Origin of the sequence: Bacillus sp. JH7, from assembly GCF_001563515.1 — a bacterium.
In the GTDB taxonomy this organism is placed as follows: Bacteria; Bacillota; Bacilli; order Bacillales; family Bacillaceae_G; genus Bacillus_A; species Bacillus_A cereus.
Genome location: NZ_LPUS01000001.1, coordinates 2644249 through 2664356, shown reverse-complemented (window position 1 = coordinate 2664356; position 20108 = coordinate 2644249). Strand labels below are relative to the sequence as shown.

The window sequence follows — 20108 nt, the reverse complement described above, 5'->3', positions numbered from 1 at the left end:
GAAAAAACATATATAACAAAATCGTTATTTTAATTAAAAGAGCAGCTAGCAAAAGCTAACTGCTTGTTAAAAAAAGAATCCACTCTAGGTTATTAACTGCTAGAGTTTCAAGAAATAAATGATTAAATTAATTTAATTTTTCAATTACAATCGAAGCATTTATATTCGTTTGTGTTCCACCTGCCAAAGTCTGCAAAGTAACTGCAGCAGCAGAAGTATGATTATTAAGGGTAATAATATCGCCTGCAGCTAAAGCGAGGATTGTTTGGCCGTTGTTTGGTTGAGTCCCTGCGCCTGATCCATAAACTGCGCTGGTAACCGGAGCACCATTTAAAAAAAGTGTGAATTGATTAGGCTCAACTCCTGATACAGAAAAAGAAATTTTATAATCTCCTGCATTAAGAACCATTAATTGAGAAGTTCCCAGCGTATGAGTAAAACCAGATGTCATTCTACCATGTGAATTAAAAAGAATAGGTGCTTCTAAGGCAACAACTTGAGCTGCTGTATTGAAAACATAAGCATAATGAGCTAACCCAGATACTGTAAGTCCGGTAGGTCCGGTAGCTCCAGCGGTTCCTGGTAATCCAGTAGGCCCAGGAATGCCTTGGATGCCTTGGATACCTTGAAGCCCAGTTGGGCCAGTCGGGCCGATAGGTCCAATAAGTCCTGGATTACCTTGAATACCTTGGATACCCTGAATTCCAGTCGCCCCAGTTATTCCAGTGGGTCCAATAGGACCAATAGGCCCCGGATTACCTTGAATCCCCTGAATCCCTTGACTTCCTTGAGGTCCAGTGGGGCCAGGAATCCCTTGGATCCCTTGAAGTCCGGTTGGTCCTGGTGACCCAGTGGGTCCAGTGGGTCCAGTCACTCCGGTTGGTCCTGGTGGTCCCCCAGAAGGTCCAGTCGGGCCCGTTGGTCCTGGCGGTCCCCCGGAAGGGCCGGTAGGTCCAACAGCTCCAGAAGGTCCAGTTGGACCTACAGAACCAGGAATGCCAGGAATCCCTTGAGGGCCGGTCGGACCAGGAATCCCTTGAATGCCAGGAATCCCTTGAATGCCAGGAATCCCTTGAATTCCAGTGACCCCTGTTATTCCAGTGGGTCCAATAGGACCTTGAATGCCAGGAATGCCTTGGATACCTTGGATACCTTGAATTCCAGAAGGTCCAGTTGGACCAATAGATCCAGAAATCCCAGGAATCCCTTGAGGTCCAGAAATACCTTGAGGCCCAGTAGGTCCCAGGCTACCTTGAATTCCAGTAGGTCCGGTAGGTCCCGGAGGTCCACCAGAAGGTCCGGTTGCTCCGGTTATCCCGGTAGGTCCTGTCGCTCCAGTTATTCCAGTAGGCCCTATTTGAGGTAAAGGAAAGGAACATGGAAAGGGTATGTGACAATTCTTTTTAAATTTACTCATGTTTACACCTCCCTTATAAATTAACTAACAATTTATATTTATACTTTAACAACTTATGAGTAAACAGACACACTGGTGTAAGGAACCCCCCCACAATAATTACATAAAAGGTTTTAAGAGCAAGCCTTTATTTCACATTCCATACCAAAAAGAGCACTATATTATATATAAGTGCTCTTCGGATCAAAGCTCTTAGTGTAAAAGAGTACGTGATACCAAATGTAATTTTTTCATGGGCGTGAAGTATTTGAAAAAAAGCTATTTTAGTAGGGAACAAGTTTAAAAGGCCCTGGTTGACACAGGACCTTTTAAAAGGGAACAACACTTGACATGTTAATAATTTTGACTGAAAGTTACTTTCATATTAACATTATTGGGATTTTAATTCCAATAATGGTTGTTGAGAAATAAAAAATTATTTGGCACAACAAATCAGCTAGCTGAAGTAGCTAACTGCTCCATTGTACGCTTTTAGAAGTAGCATAGGATACAACTATAGTATAAACGGATATCGAAATATTATGCAGGAAAGAAAACTAAACAAAAATTTCATTTTGTATAAAAACACCAAAGTAAAACGAGCACTTGTTCCAGAGTGCTCGCATAAAAACATTCCATGTATTGGGGTTATGTTTGTAAGTCATGAACCAGTGAATGGATGAAAAGTAAGGTTCAAGATAGTTTATTCATTTTAAAGCAAATAGGAACTTGTATGGCAAAAAGAGCAGCTAGTAAAAGCTAACTGCTCCATTACGAAAAAAGAGCACCTTCGAACAGTGCTCTTCCACAGAGTGTATAGTGCATGATACTTCATGAAGGTTTTTAAGAAATAAAATGAATGAGCTCACAACTGAAAAGATGCGGCTACAAAATAACATATGAAAATGCCGTATTAGGAGTGACAATGAAATTTAAATAAAAAAGAGCAGCTAGCAAAAGCTAACTGCTCGGTACTCCAAGGGAGAAAGTGATTATTTACTATGTAAATTACATCAATTTCTTTGTTAACAAATATGTAAACCCTATGAAAATCAAAAAATTGAACGAAATCAAAAAGATATTTTTTTGAGGCTTTTTAAACTCTTTTATCAAAGTAGCGGATGCACCAACTACTACAATGATATAAATAATGATTCTTAATGTATCAGGCATATTTAGCACTCCTGTTAATTAATAAATTGTATTATACAGGAATTCGTTTGTGTATTAAGAAGTAACAATAAGATTTAAGGAAGATTTAAACAAAATAATCCTTTTGTAGTGAAGGTGAAATTCAAAAAGGGCCTGATGTGAGAGAACAGGCCCTTTACAAAAATTGCATATGAGGAAAATCAATGTCAACAGTATAGTATCAACAAATGAGACTTAATTCCAGATGTTAAGTATTGAGAAATAAAAAATATTTAACGTAACAAAGTGGTTAACTTTATGAGCTAACCACTTGTTACACAAAAGAAAATTAGGCCCTACAAGTAATAGTTGTGTAACTTAAAGTTACAGTTATAGTGTAAGCAAGATTGGAAATGTTATATGAAAGTAATTCGGTTAAAAAGTTTCATTTGGTCATAAATAAAAGAGCAGCTAACAAAAGCTAGCCGCTCTAAACAGGGATGTGTCTCTAGATGTAGTTTTAATATAAACAGAATGTTGAGTTTTATTCATGGGGAGAGAGAAATGGGCTTGAAAACAGAATATAGTCCGGCTAGAAAACTAGAGGACACCAATTTTTAGAGCAGCGATAAAGCTGTTTTAAGATTTGGTGTCCTCTTTATTTTTGAAAGGGGATGTGGGGAATGAAGGTATTAAAAGATCAATTACGTGAATGGAAAAAGCAATCGAACCAATCGAAAAAGAAAAAAAAGGAAAAGAGAAATTTAGTACTCGTGAAATTGAAGATTTAATGGGGATACATAGACCTTGCTATGAACGTAGACGTGGAGCGTTAAGACAAAAGTAATAAAAAATAAAAAGGAGTGGTCTTACATGACTAAACAATTATCTTTCTTACCAAAAATCGATAGAGCAGCAACACAAGAGAAGTTAGAGGGTGTTCTTGAAAGTGTACGTATATATAGACAGTTCGGAGTGATTCGTAAGGAAATGAAAGTCACTCCTTCTTATGAAGTTAAAGAACATGGTCCAACACATGCTGTTGGAAAGCCTTTGGAGGATGTGGCAATTGCAAATATACAACAAAGTGAGCATGAAGAGTGGTTGGAGTTAATGTCATTCCGTATTAATCAGTTTTTAAGTCGCTTAGGTAATAGTTGTGCAGGAAAGATTCAGAGGGATATTATAAATAAGCGTTATTTAGACGAAGAAGCCATATGTGATTATATGGTTTATAACGAAATTGGAATGGCTGAACGTACATATCGCCGTTGGAAGTCCAGGGCGTTTTATAATTTAGCTTTTGCACTTAGATTAGAAGTTTATGAGACTGAAGAAGCTGGAGGTAATGAGTAATGAACTTTGTTCAACCAATACGTGATCCAGAGCAAATAAAGCAAATTAAAGAGTATTTAAAAGAAATGAGTGAGCGTAATTATATCTTGTTTGTAATAGGGATTAATACAGGTCTACGTATTAGTGACATTTTAAAACTGAAGGTTGGAGATTTAAAGGGTAGTCACATTTCAATGCGTGAAATGAAGACAGGTAAGCAGAAACGTATTCAAATTACTGCAGCATTAAGAAGAGAGTTAAAGTGGTACATTGAAGATATGGAAGACTATGAGTATTTAATTAAGAGCAGACAAGGAAAGAATCGACCAATAGGAAGAAGCATGGTATATAAAATACTTAGTACCACAGCAGCAGAGTTTGGTTTAGACGAGATTGGAACACATACACTACGTAAGACATTCGGATACCATATGTACATGCAGACAAAGAATATAGCTTTGCTGATGGAGATATTCAATCATTCAAGTGAACGAGTAACATTACGATATATAGGAGTAAACCAAGATGCAATGGATAAAGCAATGACTAGGTTTAAAATTTAATCATTGCTTTTTCTTTTTAGTTCGAGGATAGCAACACATGCCTATCGACTTAAGAACAGAAACTTACGCTTGAACATAATATCAAATCTAGATGAGCAAAGCTATTTCAAGTGAATAGAATTCACTCTTTAAGAATACATACAATATATACATACAAGCTTAGTCTAATCACTACATCATTAGTGAAAGTAGAATTCTATAAATTTTGGAGGAAGAGATATGCAAAAAAAGGTTCTCCTGTTCACAGATTTGGGGATTGATGATGCGTTTGCTATATTGTACATCTTTTTTCGTAAAGACATTCAACTTGTAGGAATTGTAGCCGATTATGGAAATGTATCAAGAGAAAATGTAATAAGGAATATTAACTATTTGAAGTACATTGCGGGAAGAGAAGAGATACCTGTATTCCTTGGTGCTTCTGTACCGTTGACAGGTATATTGATTCAGTATTTCCCTGAGGTACATGGAAAAGTCGGATTAGGACCTATTAGTCCCCCTGAAATTCCATATCCAGTTTATTCCTTAAATGATATTTATCAAATTATAGAATCAAATTTAGAAGATCTTACAATTATCAATTTAGGAAGACTTTCTTCGCTAGCTACGACTTTTGTATTGAATTTAGAAACAATGCGAAACGTAAGAGAATGCATTTGCATGGGGGGAGCTTTTTTCTACCCAGGTAACGTAACTGCTGTGGCTGAAGCTAACTTTTACTCAGACCCTTATGCAGCAAACTTAATTCTGCAGCATGCAAAGAACTTGACGGTTATTCCTTTAAATGTGACTCAACATGCGATTGTTACACCCGAAATGGTCCAGCAAATCGATGCATTTCATCGGAATACACAGGATCTTGCAGGACTCATCATCAAACCTATGTTAGATTATTATTATAATTTCTACTCCAAGTCGAATCCTGGTATAAGTGGAAGTCCTATGCATGATTTTGTAACGGTGTGGTATTTGCTGAATCAAGAGGCTGTTAGCCTTTCAAGGGTACCCATTAAAGTAATTCCTGATCAAGGGGAAGGATTTGGTCAAAGCATTGCAGACTTTCGTTTTGTTACTAATCCAGGCTATAAAACGCATAATGTAGCTTTTCAGTTTGATTATGAAAAGTTCAAGAAGGATATTATGGAAACGTTCCTAAAGAAGAGAGTGTAACGGACTTTATTAACTTCAGATAATACGGATTATATGAATGAAATATCACTGCACTTCACGTACAAGAATTCGAATTTTTTAGGTTAAAATTCGTCTAACATACAAAGCTTCCGAAATGTTGGCTGTATCCTATCACTATCAAGCTAACAGAATAAAATCTTCCTAATTTCTGGTACATTAAACCTTTAACTTGATGAACATGTGGTGCTACCCTATTCTATACGGTTATTCATTTTTATTATGTTGTGTAACTCAAAAGAGAAAGTGCTATGAAGCTATCAATATCAAGGGCTGTAGCGTTTGGCGTAGTTACACAAAATATAAGATAAGGGTAAGTGGTAGTATCAAGGAATTGAATGGTGTATATACATAAATATAAAATGTAAGGGGGAGGTAATTGTAATTCATGTTAAATGAAGAACTATTAGAAGTAATAATTAGATACAAAAGGAATACTGGAAGAAATCCTGATGTGTTAAAGCTAAATCCAACTTATTTTAGAAATATTCTAGAAGAATTGAATTATCCACAGTGGATTATAAAAAAGAAAATGACAGAAATGAAAAAAAGTATTTTCGGTGTATCAGTGGAATTAACAGATGCAGTGGAAAAATTTGAACTATGAAAAAGTTGGCAGAGTCGTGACCGCTTTTTGGCAGGAAATGTGCCGGTTATTTTGGAATTAACGTGTTATATTTGTATTGTGGGAAGTGGCGGGAAACACAACTCATTATGTTGTTTTTAAAATTCTAAACGGTTCGTAATGATGGCACATAAAATCCGAAACCAGCAGATGGTAACGATTGAATGATACCGTTATTAAGGAGAGCTTTTGCTCTTCTTCCAGTTACTTAATAGTGTATTAATAGATTGATACTTAATATTAGGTGATTGGAAGAAGGATAAAACTTCATTTACCGTAATTGAAGTACAAATTAATAATTTATATCAAAGCATCCATTCGTGCGCTTTTTATTATTTGTGTGGGAGGTAGAATTTATATGACGGAAACACATTTAAGTGATGAAATTGCAGGGAAACATTATAGAAGAAGCTAACAAGCTGCATAAGTAACTCGGATTCAATGTAGATTTAGAGTTGCTTATACTAGTGCAGAAAAGATTATTGATTGTCTTGAAGAGAATAGAGTTATTGGTCCGTATGAAGGAAGTAAACCAAGAATAGTATTAATTAAAGAGTAGCATCCAAAACGGGTGCTTTTTTCTTTGTTATATAGAAATTACACATTAAACGTATTTAAATACTGTTTTAGGTATAACATGAATTGACCATCAATGGTACAGATAACGGATATTTTTCTATTTAGATTAGATGTTAAATGTACCGTGAAACTCTTGGAAATACAATGCTGGAAAAATATAATGATATTGGTATATTACAGGAGAAGGCGCAATTGTAGGAGTAAAGGGGATATGCCCAGGTTGCATACCATATTGACCATATGAAGGATGGTGAATTAAATGTTGCCAAGTCGAAGCTGGAGCTACAACAATCCTCATCGGGAAAGGATTCATAATATAATCACTCCTAAAGTAGTATTCATGTAATAGGGTATGCGCTTACTGAATATAGATGTGCATAATCTAGGTCTATAAACATAATAATCAACGGACAGAAAATAGGGTTACTAATCTTATGATGTGATGTGTCCATTATGGGTGTTTTATTTTACTATGTAGATAGAACAAACATGTGTATAGCAATTATCGTAGGCGCTGCCGTGATCTGGGTGGTGCCTTGTTTGTTGTTAAGGAAAGATAAGGATTAACAAAACAAACTCAACTCAACCCATTTAATGGTAATTGATTGAAAATATAGTCTAATGTAACACATCATATATTTTGTTACATTAGATTTGTGAAGATAAATGCTGTTATATCAACGTTTTTTGTCTATTTATAAAAATAACTACCATATTTTATGTAACATATTGTATAATAAAGATACATCTAATGTAACATAACGTATGGAGGGGTAAGGAATGAAGTTTGTGCAACCAATTCGAGATAAGAAAAAATTAGAAGAAGTGAAAGAGGTTTTACGTCGCCAATCTTATCGTGATTTGTTTTTATTTGAAATGGGAATCAATACAGGTCTAAGAATTAGTGACTTATTAAAGTTACATGTAAATGATGTGAAAGAAAGAACTCACATTGTAATTAAAGAACAGAAGACCGGAAAAGATAAGCGTTTCATTATCAATACAACGTTAAGAGAAAAAATAAATGAGTATGTAAATGGAATGAACGAAACAGATTGCTTATTTGCTTCTAAAAAGACAGGGAAACCGATCACGAGAATCCAAGCTTATCGAATTATGAACGCTGCTGCTGAAAAAGTAGGGCTTGATGAAATTGGAACGCACACTCTTAGAAAAACTTTTGGATATCATTATTACCAAAAGACAAAAGATGTAGTAATGCTACAAACAATCTTTAATCATTCTGCTCCATCAATTACATTACGTTATATAGGAATCCAACAAGATGAGATAGATAAATCATTAGAAGATTTCAGTTTATAAATAAGAAACAACTAAAGTAGCGAATCCGCTGCTTTTTTATTTTAAAAAAAGAACCTGCAAACCTGCAGATTCTCCTGACAATGATTTATATAAGTAAGATTCGAAAATGAATTCAAGATCGCTTGTTAATTCAATCTGTTCTATAATCATTGTTTCTAATTTTCTTTTTTATATCTAAAAATCCTATAAGCATAATTGCTATAAATATTAATTTAGTCCAATGAAATTCTTGATGGAACATTAGCCCATAGAAGAATTCACAAGCATATATTAGCCCAATGATGGGGAATAGCCAAATCATAAATTTTAAATCTTTTAAATGATATTTGTAATTATTGATTTTTTTCCACATATGTATCAGCTCCTTTTATGATGAGTTACTTATAATACTACATTTAAATTAATAGATTAACAATAAAATACAAAGAAATTATCGTGAGGTGGTGTAAATGGAAGAAGAAACTATAAACGTTCCTACATGCTCTGTTTGTAATGAGTCGTGCATGTGGACCTTAAAAATGCCATTAACTATTACTCATTTTGATAAAACATATCTCCGTGAAGCAAATACGGATAATGCTCATATATGCATTGAGTGTTTAGAGAAGGAAGTGCAAACAATTGGATAAGGGGGCAGGTGTTATGTAATTATGGCCAGACAACGAAGTCCAGACCGTAACAAAGCGTATGAAATATTTAAAGAACATAATGGTGATATTACGAATCGTAAAATTGCCGAATTGTTGTCTACATCCGAAAAAACTGTAAGTGAAAAAACGGTTGGCGGATGGAAATCCAAAGATGGATGGATAGACAAATTAAATGGAGTACTCCATAAAAATGAACGGAGTACTCCAAAGAAAGATACGGAGTACTCCAAAAAGAAACCAGGAGCACCCAAGGGTAATAAGAATGCTGTAAACAATCGTGGTGGAGCCAAAAAGGGTAATAAAAATGCTATTGGTAATTCCGGTGGCGCTGCTCCACTACGTAATGGTAATGCTGCTACTCATGGTTTATATAGAAAGTATTTACCAAGAGAATTATATGATTTAAAAGAAGAGCTAGAGGAAGCAATTAAAAATGATCCTTTATCGATTCTATGGGAAAGTATAATGCTGCAGCACGCTCAAATTATTCATGCTCAACGTATCATGTTTGTTAAAGATAATAAGGACATGACAAAGGAGCTCCGTAAGAATAAACTTAGCGAAAGCGGATTTGAAGAAGAGTGGGAAATTCAATTTGCCTGGGATAAACAGGCCAGTTTCTTAAATGCTCAATCTAAGGCGTTATCTACTTTATCTGCTCTTATTAGAGATTTTGATAGATTAGCAAATATAGATGATGAGAGACGCGCCAAACTTGAATTTATCCAGGTTCAAATCGACAAAATTAAATCTAATACTAATAATGATGATAACAATATTGAGCCGGTTGTCATTGTAGATAATGTCAGTGGTGATTTAAATGTCTAAAAAGCAAATCGGTGAAATACTTCCACCGGCATTTCATCAAGTTTGGTTAGCGCGTAAATGTGAATCGATATTAAAAATTGTTTGTAAAGGCGGACGTGGTTCAGGGAAATCTACTGATATATCCATTTGCATTGTTATGGATCTTATTCAGTTTCCTATTACAGTTCTTTGCATACGTAAAGTAAAGGATACAATAAGAGAATCCTGCTATGAACAAATAAAAGAAGCAATAGAAATATTAGGTGTAGAACATTTATTTCGTTTTAAAGAAAGTCCAATGGAAATCATTTATAAACCGCGTGGGAACAAAATGATATTCCGTGGTGCTGATGACCCTGCAAAAATTAAATCTATTAAGATAGCGAAATATCCAGTTGCTATTGCATGGTTTGAAGAATTGGCTGAATTTAAATTAGAGGAAGATGTTTCTACAATAGAGAAATCTATTTTGCGTAAAGAGTTACCGAATGGATTGCGTTATAAGATGTACTATTCATATAACCCACCTAAAAGGAAACAATCCTGGGTTAACAAGAAGTTTGAAACGCAATTCAGACCAAAGAATACATTTGTACATCATAGTACATATCATGATAACCCGCATATCTCTAAGCAATTCGTGGAAGAAGCAGAAGAAACAAAGAGACTTAAACCACAGCAATATGAACATGAGTATGAAGGGAAACCAACAGGCAGCGGTGTTGTTCCATTTAGTAACCTTAAATTCAGACGTATTACAGATGAAGAAATTAAATCATTTGATAATATACGTCAAGGGATTGACTGGGGTTATGGGAATGACGCGCTGTCTTTTGGTCGTATGCATTATGATAAAACGCGCAGAAAGCTTTATATATTCGGTGAAATACATGGCGTTAAAATTAGTAACCGCTCATTAGCTGAAAAGATTAAACAACTTGGTTGGGATGACGTGGAGATAATTGCGGATTCATCGGAACCAAAATCAATTGATGAAATGAAAAATGATCATGGTATTAAGAGAATCAAAGGAGCAGTTAAAGGCCCTGGCTCTGTTGAATACGGGGAAAAATGGTTAGACGATTTAGAAGAAATAATAATTGACCCCGAGCGTTGTCCAAAAACTGCAGGTGAATTTGAAAATATTGATTATGAAGTTGATAAAGACGGTAATCCAAAAAATAGATTACAAGATAAAGATAATCATAGTATCGATATGACCCGTTACGCATGTGAGGACGATATGAGTAAACGTAAAGTAGTTATGGGTGGAAAGGTGAAAAGAGTGTAGTCGGACATTTATTGTTCGGCTATTTCTTTTGCCCTTGATTAATAGAAGAAAGGAGGACATACAAACGATATGAGCGATAAGAGAACAATTAAGAATGTAAAAGTATTTGGTATTAATAAAGCGGCTGATGATCCAAAGAATAGGGAAGACAACAGTAAGCAAATGACTGTAGATCCATTCGCGCAAATATATGGCGATAAAGGGTTGGTTAAACCACCTTATGATATGTTGGTGCTGCTGGAAATAAAGGAAAGTAATCCAATCCATTCTGCTTGTATTAGCGCAAAAGTCGATGATATTGCTGGTGTTGGTTTTGACTTTGCGCCGTTTGAAGAAGTGAAAGAAGCAGCGAGCCAGGAGCAATACAAAAGGTTAAAAGACTTTATGCGGAATTGTAATCCGGAAATGACAAGTTCAGAAATCCTTAGAGCTGTATGGGAAGATTATGAAACAGTTGGATGGGGAATTTTTGAAGTTGTTCGTAATATCAAAGATGAACCGTCAGAACTATACCACATTCCAGCTCATACGGTTCGTGCCCATAAAGATAAAGTACGCTTTGCTCAAATTGTAAATAACAAAGAACGATGGTTTAAAAAGTTCGGTTATCCGGATGATTTTCGTCTTGTTGATGGTAAGCCTTTAGGGGCAGAAGATATTGCAGAAGACGGAACAGAAAAAGCCGGAGAAGTAATTGTTATTCGTAAATTCGGTTCTCGTTCTTCTTATTATGGGATACCTAATTACGTTAGTTCTATCGGCTCAATAGTAGGTTCTCAAGCGGTGAGAGATTATAATATTAACTTTTTTACAGGTAAGACAATTCCTGATGCTTTGCTATTCCTTGAGGGAGTAGATGAAGTGGATCAAGGAACGGAAGATGAATTAAAAGCATTTTTCTCTGCAGAAACAAAAGGAGAGCATCATAAGTTAGCCGTTGTTCCGGTACCACCAGGAGCAAAAGCTAGATTAGAAAAAGTTAGTCCGGATGTAAAAGAAGGTAGTTTCCGTTTGTATAAGCAGGATAGCGCAATGGAAATATGCGTGGCGCATCGTGTACCGCCTTATCGTATCGGTTGGGCTATGACAGGTTCATTAGGGCAAACAACTGCTAAAGAAATGAACGAGATGTATAAGCGTTCTATTATTGAGCCTGGCCAAGAGATCTTAGAACATCGATTGAATAATCAATTGTTCCGTGTATTTGCTGAAATACTAGGCGGTTTAGATTGGTATTTTAAATTAAATGAAATTGATACAGATGATCGTGAAGCTGATATGCAATATGCAGCTGATGGTTACGAAAAACGTATATTAACACGTAATGAATCCCGTAAAGTAGTAGGCTATGAACCTGTAGCAGATGGGGATACATTCTTTGAAGGTGTAACAGCTGCTTCTCAATTAGAACCTATTGCAAAAGCTGCAGACAATGAGCAAGATAACTTAATTGCTATTAATGCATTTAGGGAAAAGCATGAAGAAGTAGAGAAAGCTATGCAAAAGAAGGTAGCTGATTTTTTTCAAATCAGGGAAAACGGCTCTTAAACCTGCTTCCCGTAATTCGTATTAATAAAGCAGAGGAAGAGATTAATCTTGTAATTGCAGAAGCAGAAGTTGATGAATTTCTGGATAGTGTTGATTGGGATGAGGAACGACAAATGTTTGTCGATGAAGTCACGGACACACTACAGGATGATGTAACAGAATTTGTACAAAGTACTCTAGCTTCTAACGGTTTAACCTGGATGGTATTAGATCCAATTGGTGACGTTGCTGCAAAATGGGTAGCTACTTACGCTTTTGAATTAGCAAAGGGAATCCATGAAACCACTAAAGATAGATTAAGAGAAACAATGTTAAAGAATCTTAGTGAAGGAATGGGTGTCGATGCATTAAGTGTTTCTATTGCAGATGTGATGTCAGAAGCAAGTAACTACAGAGCAATGATGATTGCACGTACAGAAACAACATATGCAATGAATTACGGCAATTTAATTGCTTATAAGGGCGCAAATAGAAACAAGAAAACATGGCTTACAGGAAACGATGAGCGTGTTTGTAAAGAATGTGGTGGTTTACATGGGGAAACGGTAGGTATTAATGATCTATTTAGTAATGGAAAGATGTGTCCGCCAGCTCATCCACATTGCCGCTGCACTATGATTTCAGAAGAGTAGTAAAATACACCTATTTGATTGGGGTTTCATCGTCAAAACGTATATGGCTTCAAATTGGCTGCTATGCGTTTTGACAGTGGAACCCCAATATTTATAGGGAAGGAGGTAAAACGATGGGATACGAACTAAAAAACGCCAATATTAGTTATGTTTCATTAGTTACAAAGGGCGCAAACGGTCGTCAATTTGCCATTATGAAAAGTGAACCTGCTAAACAACCAAATATATCAAAGCAAGTTCCAATCCTTAAAACAGAGGAAGAGAAGCAGCTTGTTACAGGAGTTGTGTATGAACCGGATGTAGAAGATTCACATGGGGATACAATGACTGCAGAAGAAATAGAAAAGGCCGCTTATACCTTTATGGAAAATTACCAGCACATCGACAAGCAACATGACGAAATCGCTGGTAAAGGTACAGTAGTCGAAAACTGGATTGCTAAAAGTGATATGACAGTAGGCGAACAAGAAGTACAAGCAGGAACATGGCTTATGACTGTTCGCGTTGATGATGCAGATACCTGGGAAGAAATAAAAAAAGGTGAAGTCACTGGTTTTTCTATGGGTGGATTTGGTGAACGTGTGGAAATCGCTAAGACTGATGATTTTACTCATGAAGATAAAGGTCTTATTCGAAAGATGTTAGATTTCGTTAAAGGTGAAACTCACAAAATCACAAAAGGCGAAGTAAAAGACCGCTTTATTGATGAAAAACAAAAACGTGATTTACGAGCTGTATTTAATTTGTTTGAAGATGTGTTCTATTGGGAGATTTGGGAAAGTAAGCCCGATATCGACCGTATGGCAGCTGCTCTTGATGATATGAAGGACATACTTTCTTCCATTAAAGACGGTTATACCATTGCGAAATCAGAAGACAGTGTACAAGCAGCAAGCATTGTTTTAGAAAGTATTAAAAAAGCTGGGAAAGTATTGTCCCAAAAGAATCATACAAAATTAGATGAAGCATTAGCTTTAATTACTGAAATAAAAGAAGCTGCTTCACCACAGGAGGAAAATGAAATGAAAGCAGAAGATATTGCAGAGATTGTAAAACAAGCAGTAGAACCACTAGCTACTAAGTTAGAAAAGATTGAAAAGCAGGTGAATGGTGAAGAGGTAGAGCCGACGCCAGAAGAGCAAACAGAAGAAGAGAAAGCTGCAGCAGTTATTCAGAAAGCATTAGAGCCAATTACAAAACGTCTTGAAAATATCGAAAATGCTGCTTCTATTCGTAAAGGTTTAGATCCAGATGTAGAAGTTGCACCAGGACAACAACCAATTAAAAAATCTAAATGGGCAGGATTAAACCTGTAAGGGGAGGATTACCACTATGACAATGACTAACACAGAATTATTAGCTCATATGCAACGAATCGCAAAAAGCACAATGACGACAGGAGGGACAGATGCAGGGTTATTAAATCCAGAACAAAGTAAAGAGTTCTTCCGAATGGCATTTGATACAACGCCATTCTCACAATTACACCGTAAAGAAATGCGTAAAGCAAAACAAGGTGAATTAGATAAAATTGCAATTGGTGGCCGTATCTTACGCAAGAAAACAGAAAACAGCGATGATAATTACCGCGCAGGTGTTCAAACTTCTAAAATTGAGTACAATACAAAGGCTATTCGTTTACCTTGGGAAATTACAGAAGAATTACTCCGCGAAAATATTGAAGGTGAAGGTTATGAAGATACTGTAATGGCTCTTATGTCTACACAATTAGGTATCGATTTAGAGGATTTACATTGGAATGGTGATACAGAATCTTCCGACGGAATGTTATCTATCAATGATGGATGGTTGAAAAAAATCAAGAAATCAAAAGAGTCTCATATTGTCGATCATGCTAAATTAGTAACTGGTACAGGTGAAGCCGCTGCGGCAAATGGATTTGGGAAAGGTTCTATCTTTGCTTTATCTGGTGCAATGCCGAATAAATATAAAAACAGCAACCTACGTTGGATTATGTCTCCAAGCCGTAGAGAGAAATGGATTGAGTATTTAACAAATCGTCCTACTGGTGCTGGTGATGCTGCGTTACTTGGAGCAGGAGATCAAGTTAATAAACCAATGGGATACGGAATTGTTACGGTTCCATCTTTAGAAGACGATGTTATTATTCTTGCAGATCCTAAAAACTTCATTGCGGTTAATACATACGACACTCGTGTTCGTAAAACTACAGAAGGTAAAACGGCAGTAATGGAAGATAAACGATTTTATGTAATCCACTTTGACGATGATGCTGTAATTCAAGAAATGGATGCAGTAGCAATCCTAACAAATATTCCGGATACGTTTGGAGCTTAATATCCAGGCGTATTTTTTATGGGAATAAACCCTTTGTTATTAGGGTTTTGAATGTATACCTTTTTAATGTTTTCTTGTTTTTAACGGAAAACGAGACAGAACCAATAAAACCAACAATACGAATGTAAATTTTCGTGTAATAGTTTACATTCGTGAAAGGGGTGTTAATTATGAAAGTAGTTACGCTGCGATACGGTGGCACTTACACCGCTTATGGACAAAAGTTTAAGAATGGCCAAGAAGAAACAGTTGCAAATGATAAAGCTGATTACCTTGTAAGTACTGGACATTTTGAACTTGTAAAAGAAGTCGATAAGAAGGAGAAAGAAACATAATGATTATTACCGTACAGGACATTAAAGACCGCGTAAATGTACAGAAGATGCCTGATACAGTAATTCAAGAACTAATAGATTACTATGCGGTTATTGCTAAGAAGTATTTAAGAGTTAAGCCGGAGAATCCAATGAAAGAAATCATCCAAACAAGTAAATTAGCCTGGCTTTCTTTTCCTGCTGAATCTATAGCAAAAGTAACTCATGTTAGTTCGAAACAAGATATGACCGATTCTATTACTGTAAATGGGCGTATTGTTTATGGTTTATCCGAAAATCAGTTATATGAATTCGAATATAAGATACAAGATTATGATGATCTGCAGGTACTTATGAAGAAATGTATTATTGATTTGGTTGTTTCTGCAGTAGTTCGTGCTAACTTACAAAGAAAAGGTATGAAGACATCGGAGAGTATAGGGGATTATTCGTACCAGATTAGCCCAGAAACGCTAGATGAACCAGCTACAAACAATAAGATACTCAATGGTTTAAAAGGCTTTAGAGCAAGAGTTAAGCCGGTGATGGCCACATGAACGAAATGTATTTCGATGATGGTGGAATGGATGATTTATATATTCATGAGGTAGTAGTAAAACGAAAAATGAAAAAGAAACAATCCTCAGGTAATTATGCAGAAGTAGATGAAGACGTTTATGAGAATATGACTTGTCGTGTAACTACTAATTCTGCTGCTGATAATGAGAGGTTTAAGCGTGATAAACAAAATTTCGATACAACCTTTAAGATATATGCACCTGCTTCTTACAAAATTAAGCCTAATGATCGTATCCATTTCAAAAGTGAAGAATTAGGCGTTGATTATATGTTTGAAGTAAAAGGCGAACCACGTAATCCTGCATTTATGAATCATCACATTGAAATTTATTGTGAAAAGGTATGATTCTATATGGCGAATTCAGTAGAAATTGAGTACTCAAGCAATATGGAGCAAGTAAAGACACTTATTAATGCTATGTGTGTTGAAAAAGTCACAGCAGCATCTATTCATTTACAAAATCAAGTGAAGAAGAATCTCACAGGTAGCCGTAGCGGTAAGCAATACAAAATACCTCATACGAGTCGTAAATATACTGCTTCTAAACCAGGTGAAGCTCCTGCTGTTCGTACCGGTGACTTGTTAAATTCGATTAAATACAATGTTAAACGGTCACAATCAGAGGTATTGGGTGCAGTAGGGAGCGATTTAAAAAAAGCGATATGGCTTGAAACTGGTACAAGTCATATGGAAGCCCGTCCATTCCTATTAAAAGCGTTTGAAAAAGAACGTAGAGAACTTAAAAGAATGATGGGAGGGTAATACATGTCTAACGCTATTGCAGCTATTAGAATGCTTGTAGAGAACGATGAAATAATAAAAGCTAATCTATCAGAATATGGTGAAGGCGAGGACAAAGGCCCTGCTCTTACATTCCAAACCGCACAAGATGATATGAATATGCCTTATGCAGTTATAAGAATTGAAGCAAATAATCCGGATGATGTTGAAATTATAGACCGAATGATTCTTAATTTTGATGTGTATTGTGATAACGGGGATTATGATAAGGCAAATGCAATTGCTACACGTATTGAGAAGTTATTAGATAGAGAAGTTGGTTTAAAAGATGATGGGATACTTTCTATACATCGTGCAGGTAGTATCCCTGTACCAGATGAAGACCCATCTATCATTCATATAAATGTAAAATTTCTTGTCCGAACCATGCGAACGGACTTGTATTAGGGGGTAGGACAAATGAGCTGGAAATTAATTAATGGTGTCCGTGAAGGGACTACTGATAATTTTGTTATCGGTCCTGGTGTCATGTACAAAGGGTTTAAAAGTGTAAAAGAATTAGGTGAACTTGTAGGAGCGACTACAGGCGGAACTAAAGTGGGTTTTGATCGTGAGTATTATGATGCAGATATTGATGGTGTGCTAGGTAAAATGGTGCGTGGTAAGTGGTTATTAAAAGATGAACCGCATGTAGAACTTACATTAGTGGAGTTTACAAAAGAAAACCTGCAGTTGGCTTTACCTGGGATGACGGTAGATAGTACATCTGAAACTGATTACGATATTATGAAACCTTCAAATGATATTCCTGATTCAAACTATCATGATATTGCACTCATTGGTATGATTTCGGGTAGTGACTTACCTGTTATATTCGTAATTCGTAATGCAATGGTTGTTTCTTCTATTGAGGTGGATCTAAAAGACGGTAAAGGAACGGTAGGTTTGAAATGTAAATTTATCGGTCATTACAGTGAATCTGCACCAACTACACCACCATACGAAATCTATTTACCAAAGAAAAAGAAAGCAACAGTACAAAAAGCACCGGCTACCGCATAAATGGTAGTCGGTTTTCTATTGCATAAAACGAGCTGAATACAAAAAAAGGAGCGGACAAAATGACTTCTATATTAGAAAAAATGATGAATACCGGTACAGAAATAACAATTTTAGGCGAAAAAGTAACAATGCGACGATTAAATGTAACAGACGTTTGGCGATTCGCTAAGATTATTTCGAAGGTTGGACGTAGCGCAATAGTTAACTTTGCTGATTTCGGTAAGGATAAGCAAGCAATGGATGAACTTACTAAAGCAGCAGAATCTCTTCCAGAAGAAGAAAAACAAGCACAATTAGTTGCACTTAAAGAGAAGCAGCAACAAAAAGGATTAGAATTTGCTTTCCGTGTTCTAACGATGATTCCTGCTTGTGAGGATGATTTTACAGAGTTCTTTGCTAGTTTATTAAAAGTGAAAGCCGAAGAATTTAGACAGTTCCCTCCGGAAGCAATGGTTTCTGTTATTCAAGGATTACTGGAAAGTGAAGACTTAATGACTTTTTTCAACCAGGTCAAGGGACTCGTGAAAGTTCAGAGCGAGAAATGGAGTCAATCAGCAGCAGCTCCGATTCAAGCTTAAACGAAAATTCAGATGAATATTTAGAGGAAGCCGAACAAAATATGTTACGTGCTTTCGACAAGATCCAAAAACGGTATGGATGGACAGATGATTATGTCTTATCAATACCGTATTCGCGTTTAATGGACCTGTTTTCTTTAATTGCAAGAGAAGAGCAGCAAGAAGAACTAAATGAGTGGAAGAAGATGGCGTTCATTGGCTTTCAAACTCGTCAACTTGAAGAAGGTACTACTTTTAATGATTATCTTCAAGCCTTTGGACTAACTGACACCCAGGATGATAAAGAATCATCTTATGAAATAGGTGAAGTATGGACGAAAGAAGAGTGTGAAGCGTATGTTGCTCAAATCATGGCTCACTTCCAAGAAGACGATGAAGAATAAAATGGTTATCGGCCCCGTGAAAGGGGGTGCGTAAATGTTAGCTGAAATGTTCCAACTGTTCGGAACGATTGGTATTAAAGCAGAAGGCGCTTATAAAGATTTACAACAATTCGAAGATCGTGTACAAAAAACCGCAAATGGAATGCATGATAAGTTTCAAAAGGCAGGGGAATCAATTAGTCATGTAGGTAACAAAATGAAAGATGTTGGTACAAACATGACAACGGGCGTTTCCTTACCTTTAGCTGGTATCGGTGCTGCAGCTGTAAAAGTGGCTTCTGATTTCGATACTTCTCAAAGAAACATCCAATCTTCTTTAGGTCTTACTGAAAAAGGTGCTGAAAACCTTGGTAAAATCGCAAAAGAAACTTGGAAAGATGGATTTGGCCAAAGTATTGAAGAAGTGGATCAGTCTCTTATAAAAGTGTATCAGAATATGAAAGACGTTCCTCACGAAGAATTAGAAGAAGCTACAAAAAGCGCTATGACACTAGGGAAAACATTTGATTCTGATATCAATGAAGTAACCCGTGGTGCAGGGCAGTTAATGAATCAGTTCGGTATTTCTTCAAAAGAAGCATTCGATTTATTTGCTGCTGGTGGACAAGAAGGTTTGAACTATTCAAATGAAATGTTTGATAATGTGGCCGAATATGCGCCATTGTACAAACAAGCCGGCTTCTCTGCTAACGAGATGTTTACCATTATGGCAAACGGGACTCGTGATGGCAGTTATAATCTCGATTACATTAACGACCTTGTAAAAGAGTTCGGCATTCGGGTACAGGATGGTTCTAAAGGTGTATCTGATGCCTTTGCTGAAATGTCACCCCAAACACAAAAGGTCTGGGATAACTTCAACAAAGGTAAAGGAACTTCTGCGGATGTGTTTAATGCCGTCTTAGGTGATTTAGGTAAGATGGACGATAAAGTAAAAGCAAACCAACTTGGTGTTGCAGTATTCGGTAGATGATAAGTTGTGCCGAATTAAAATCGCGGTATGAAGCAAAGAGGGTGCGAATCCTAATTTGAACCGAAGGATATACAAAGTATAGCCAGGGGC

General features: G+C 36.3%; 22 protein-coding genes and 3 pseudogenes. 22 read left to right on the top strand and 3 right to left on the bottom strand.

Annotated elements, in window-relative coordinates; all coding sequences use genetic code 11:
* Positions 1-127: 127 nt before the first annotated feature.
* A complete protein-coding gene (locus AU379_RS13290; protein WP_061139390.1) occupies positions 128-1417 on the bottom strand; it encodes a hypothetical protein in 1290 nt (429 codons plus the stop codon).
* Positions 1418-3400: 1983 nt separating this feature from the next.
* Between AU379_RS13290 and AU379_RS13285 the strand changes: the two are divergent.
* From AU379_RS13285 to AU379_RS30290, 5 genes and pseudogenes are all read left to right on the top strand, one after another.
* A pseudogene (locus AU379_RS13285) lies at positions 3401-3908 on the top strand (ArpU family phage packaging/lysis transcriptional regulator).
* A complete protein-coding gene (locus tag AU379_RS13280; RefSeq protein WP_061139388.1) occupies positions 3883-4425 on the top strand; it encodes a site-specific integrase in 543 nt (180 codons plus the stop codon). Before AU379_RS13285 ends, AU379_RS13280 begins: the two are co-directional and overlap by 26 nt.
* Before the next feature lie 219 nt (positions 4426-4644).
* Positions 4645-5595, top strand: coding sequence for a nucleoside hydrolase (locus AU379_RS13275; RefSeq protein ID WP_061139387.1), 951 nt, complete (start codon positions 4645-4647; stop codon positions 5593-5595).
* Positions 5596-6001: 406 nt separating this feature from the next.
* Positions 6002-6220 carry a hypothetical protein gene (locus AU379_RS13270; RefSeq protein WP_000930974.1) on the top strand — a complete coding sequence of 73 codons (219 nt, stop codon included), beginning with the start codon at positions 6002-6004 and terminating at the stop codon, positions 6218-6220.
* A 433-nt stretch (positions 6221-6653) separates the two neighbouring features.
* Positions 6654-6797 (top strand): annotated as a pseudogene (locus AU379_RS30290) (DNA translocase FtsK); the annotation flags it as partial.
* Positions 6798-6923: 126 nt separating this feature from the next.
* Here AU379_RS30290 and AU379_RS13265 read toward each other — a convergent pair.
* On the bottom strand, positions 6924-7130 hold the full coding sequence (locus AU379_RS13265) for a hypothetical protein (RefSeq protein WP_061139386.1): 207 nt from the start codon (positions 7128-7130) through the stop codon (positions 6924-6926).
* A 467-nt stretch (positions 7131-7597) separates the two neighbouring features.
* Here AU379_RS13265 and AU379_RS13260 point away from each other — a divergent pair, with 467 nt between their 5' ends.
* A complete protein-coding gene (locus AU379_RS13260) occupies positions 7598-8140 on the top strand; it encodes a site-specific integrase (RefSeq protein ID WP_061139385.1) in 543 nt (180 codons plus the stop codon).
* Between the two features lie 130 nt (positions 8141-8270).
* Here AU379_RS13260 and AU379_RS13255 read toward each other — a convergent pair whose 3' ends face one another.
* Positions 8271-8492, bottom strand: coding sequence for a hypothetical protein (locus AU379_RS13255; protein ID WP_000265602.1), 222 nt, complete (start codon positions 8490-8492; stop codon positions 8271-8273).
* Positions 8493-8589: 97 nt separating this feature from the next.
* On the opposite strand from AU379_RS13255, the gene AU379_RS13250 reads away from it, so the two are divergent.
* The 16 genes and pseudogenes from AU379_RS13250 to AU379_RS13180 all read left to right on the top strand — a co-directional run.
* Entirely contained in the window at positions 8590-8769 is a 180-nt protein-coding gene (locus AU379_RS13250; protein WP_061139384.1) for a hypothetical protein, read from the top strand.
* 21 nt (positions 8770-8790) lie between these two features.
* Positions 8791-9618, top strand: a complete 828-nt coding sequence (terS, locus tag AU379_RS13245) for a phage terminase small subunit (RefSeq protein WP_061139383.1) — start codon at positions 8791-8793, stop codon at positions 9616-9618.
* Positions 9611-10888: a PBSX family phage terminase large subunit gene (locus AU379_RS13240; protein ID WP_061139382.1), complete on the top strand. Its 1278-nt coding sequence runs from the start codon at positions 9611-9613 to the stop codon at positions 10886-10888. Before terS ends, AU379_RS13240 begins: the two co-directional genes overlap by 8 nt.
* Positions 10889-10957: 69 nt before the next feature.
* Complete coding sequence (locus tag AU379_RS13235; protein WP_061139381.1) at positions 10958-12436, top strand: phage portal protein; 1479 nt, start codon at positions 10958-10960, stop codon at positions 12434-12436.
* A 113-nt stretch (positions 12437-12549) separates the two neighbouring features.
* Positions 12550-13068 (top strand): phage minor head protein, encoded by a 519-nt coding sequence (locus tag AU379_RS13230; RefSeq protein ID WP_061139380.1) that lies wholly within the window; start codon positions 12550-12552, stop codon positions 13066-13068.
* Between the two features lie 113 nt (positions 13069-13181).
* Positions 13182-14384, top strand: a complete 1203-nt coding sequence (locus AU379_RS13225) for an XkdF-like putative serine protease domain-containing protein (protein ID WP_061139379.1) — start codon at positions 13182-13184, stop codon at positions 14382-14384.
* A 16-nt stretch (positions 14385-14400) separates the two neighbouring features.
* Positions 14401-15387, top strand: coding sequence for a phage major capsid protein (locus AU379_RS13220; RefSeq protein ID WP_061139378.1), 987 nt, complete (start codon positions 14401-14403; stop codon positions 15385-15387).
* 170 nt (positions 15388-15557) lie between these two features.
* Positions 15558-15722, top strand: a complete 165-nt coding sequence (locus tag AU379_RS29130; RefSeq protein WP_000869887.1) for a YqbF domain-containing protein — start codon at positions 15558-15560, stop codon at positions 15720-15722.
* Entirely contained in the window at positions 15722-16258 is a 537-nt protein-coding gene (locus AU379_RS13215; protein WP_061139377.1) for a hypothetical protein, read from the top strand. The genes AU379_RS29130 and AU379_RS13215 overlap by 1 nt, the downstream gene beginning before the upstream one ends.
* Positions 16255-16626, top strand: coding sequence for a hypothetical protein (locus tag AU379_RS13210; RefSeq protein ID WP_061139376.1), 372 nt, complete (start codon positions 16255-16257; stop codon positions 16624-16626). The genes AU379_RS13215 and AU379_RS13210 overlap by 4 nt, the downstream gene beginning before the upstream one ends.
* A 6-nt stretch (positions 16627-16632) precedes the next feature.
* A complete protein-coding gene (locus AU379_RS13205) occupies positions 16633-17043 on the top strand; it encodes an HK97-gp10 family putative phage morphogenesis protein (protein WP_061139375.1) in 411 nt (136 codons plus the stop codon).
* A gap of 3 nt (positions 17044-17046) precedes the next feature.
* Positions 17047-17469, top strand: a complete 423-nt coding sequence (locus AU379_RS13200; protein ID WP_000063397.1) for a hypothetical protein — start codon at positions 17047-17049, stop codon at positions 17467-17469.
* A gap of 12 nt (positions 17470-17481) precedes the next feature.
* Positions 17482-18084: a hypothetical protein gene (locus AU379_RS13195; protein WP_061139374.1), complete on the top strand. Its 603-nt coding sequence runs from the start codon at positions 17482-17484 to the stop codon at positions 18082-18084.
* A gap of 59 nt (positions 18085-18143) precedes the next feature.
* Positions 18144-18662, top strand: a complete 519-nt coding sequence (locus tag AU379_RS13190; protein WP_061139373.1) for a hypothetical protein — start codon at positions 18144-18146, stop codon at positions 18660-18662.
* The gene (locus tag AU379_RS13185) at positions 18626-19045 is read left to right on the top strand and encodes a hypothetical protein (protein WP_061139372.1); all 420 of its coding nucleotides are present in this window, start codon (positions 18626-18628) and stop codon (positions 19043-19045) included. The genes AU379_RS13190 and AU379_RS13185 overlap by 37 nt, the downstream gene beginning before the upstream one ends.
* Before the next feature lie 34 nt (positions 19046-19079).
* Positions 19080-20012, top strand: a pseudogene (locus AU379_RS13180) (phage tail tape measure protein); the annotation flags it as partial.
* Between the last annotated feature and the right edge of the window lie 96 nt (positions 20013-20108).

Coding starts and splice junctions, on each gene's coding strand:
- AU379_RS13260 (WP_061139385.1), top strand. CDS start 7,598: ATGAAGTTTGTGCAACCAATTCGAGATAAGAAAAAATTAGAAGAAGTG.
- AU379_RS13290 (WP_061139390.1), bottom strand. CDS start 1,417: ATGAGTAAATTTAAAAAGAATTGTCACATACCCTTTCCATGTTCCTTT.
- AU379_RS13215 (WP_061139377.1), top strand. CDS start 15,722: ATGATTATTACCGTACAGGACATTAAAGACCGCGTAAATGTACAGAAG.
- AU379_RS13250 (WP_061139384.1), top strand. CDS start 8,590: ATGGAAGAAGAAACTATAAACGTTCCTACATGCTCTGTTTGTAATGAG.
- terS (WP_061139383.1), top strand. CDS start 8,791: ATGGCCAGACAACGAAGTCCAGACCGTAACAAAGCGTATGAAATATTT.
- AU379_RS13205 (WP_061139375.1), top strand. CDS start 16,633: ATGGCGAATTCAGTAGAAATTGAGTACTCAAGCAATATGGAGCAAGTA.
- AU379_RS13275 (WP_061139387.1), top strand. CDS start 4,645: ATGCAAAAAAAGGTTCTCCTGTTCACAGATTTGGGGATTGATGATGCG.
- AU379_RS13240 (WP_061139382.1), top strand. CDS start 9,611: ATGTCTAAAAAGCAAATCGGTGAAATACTTCCACCGGCATTTCATCAA.
- AU379_RS13280 (WP_061139388.1), top strand. CDS start 3,883: ATGAACTTTGTTCAACCAATACGTGATCCAGAGCAAATAAAGCAAATT.
- AU379_RS13255 (WP_000265602.1), bottom strand. CDS start 8,492: ATGTGGAAAAAAATCAATAATTACAAATATCATTTAAAAGATTTAAAA.
- AU379_RS29130 (WP_000869887.1), top strand. CDS start 15,558: ATGAAAGTAGTTACGCTGCGATACGGTGGCACTTACACCGCTTATGGA.
- AU379_RS13270 (WP_000930974.1), top strand. CDS start 6,002: ATGTTAAATGAAGAACTATTAGAAGTAATAATTAGATACAAAAGGAAT.
- AU379_RS13200 (WP_000063397.1), top strand. CDS start 17,047: ATGTCTAACGCTATTGCAGCTATTAGAATGCTTGTAGAGAACGATGAA.
- AU379_RS13265 (WP_061139386.1), bottom strand. CDS start 7,130: ATGAATCCTTTCCCGATGAGGATTGTTGTAGCTCCAGCTTCGACTTGG.
- AU379_RS13220 (WP_061139378.1), top strand. CDS start 14,401: ATGACAATGACTAACACAGAATTATTAGCTCATATGCAACGAATCGCA.
- AU379_RS13190 (WP_061139373.1), top strand. CDS start 18,144: ATGACTTCTATATTAGAAAAAATGATGAATACCGGTACAGAAATAACA.
- AU379_RS13235 (WP_061139381.1), top strand. CDS start 10,958: ATGAGCGATAAGAGAACAATTAAGAATGTAAAAGTATTTGGTATTAAT.
- AU379_RS13230 (WP_061139380.1), top strand. CDS start 12,550: ATGTTTGTCGATGAAGTCACGGACACACTACAGGATGATGTAACAGAA.
- AU379_RS13185 (WP_061139372.1), top strand. CDS start 18,626: ATGGAGTCAATCAGCAGCAGCTCCGATTCAAGCTTAAACGAAAATTCA.
- AU379_RS13225 (WP_061139379.1), top strand. CDS start 13,182: ATGGGATACGAACTAAAAAACGCCAATATTAGTTATGTTTCATTAGTT.
- AU379_RS13195 (WP_061139374.1), top strand. CDS start 17,482: ATGAGCTGGAAATTAATTAATGGTGTCCGTGAAGGGACTACTGATAAT.
- AU379_RS13210 (WP_061139376.1), top strand. CDS start 16,255: ATGAACGAAATGTATTTCGATGATGGTGGAATGGATGATTTATATATT.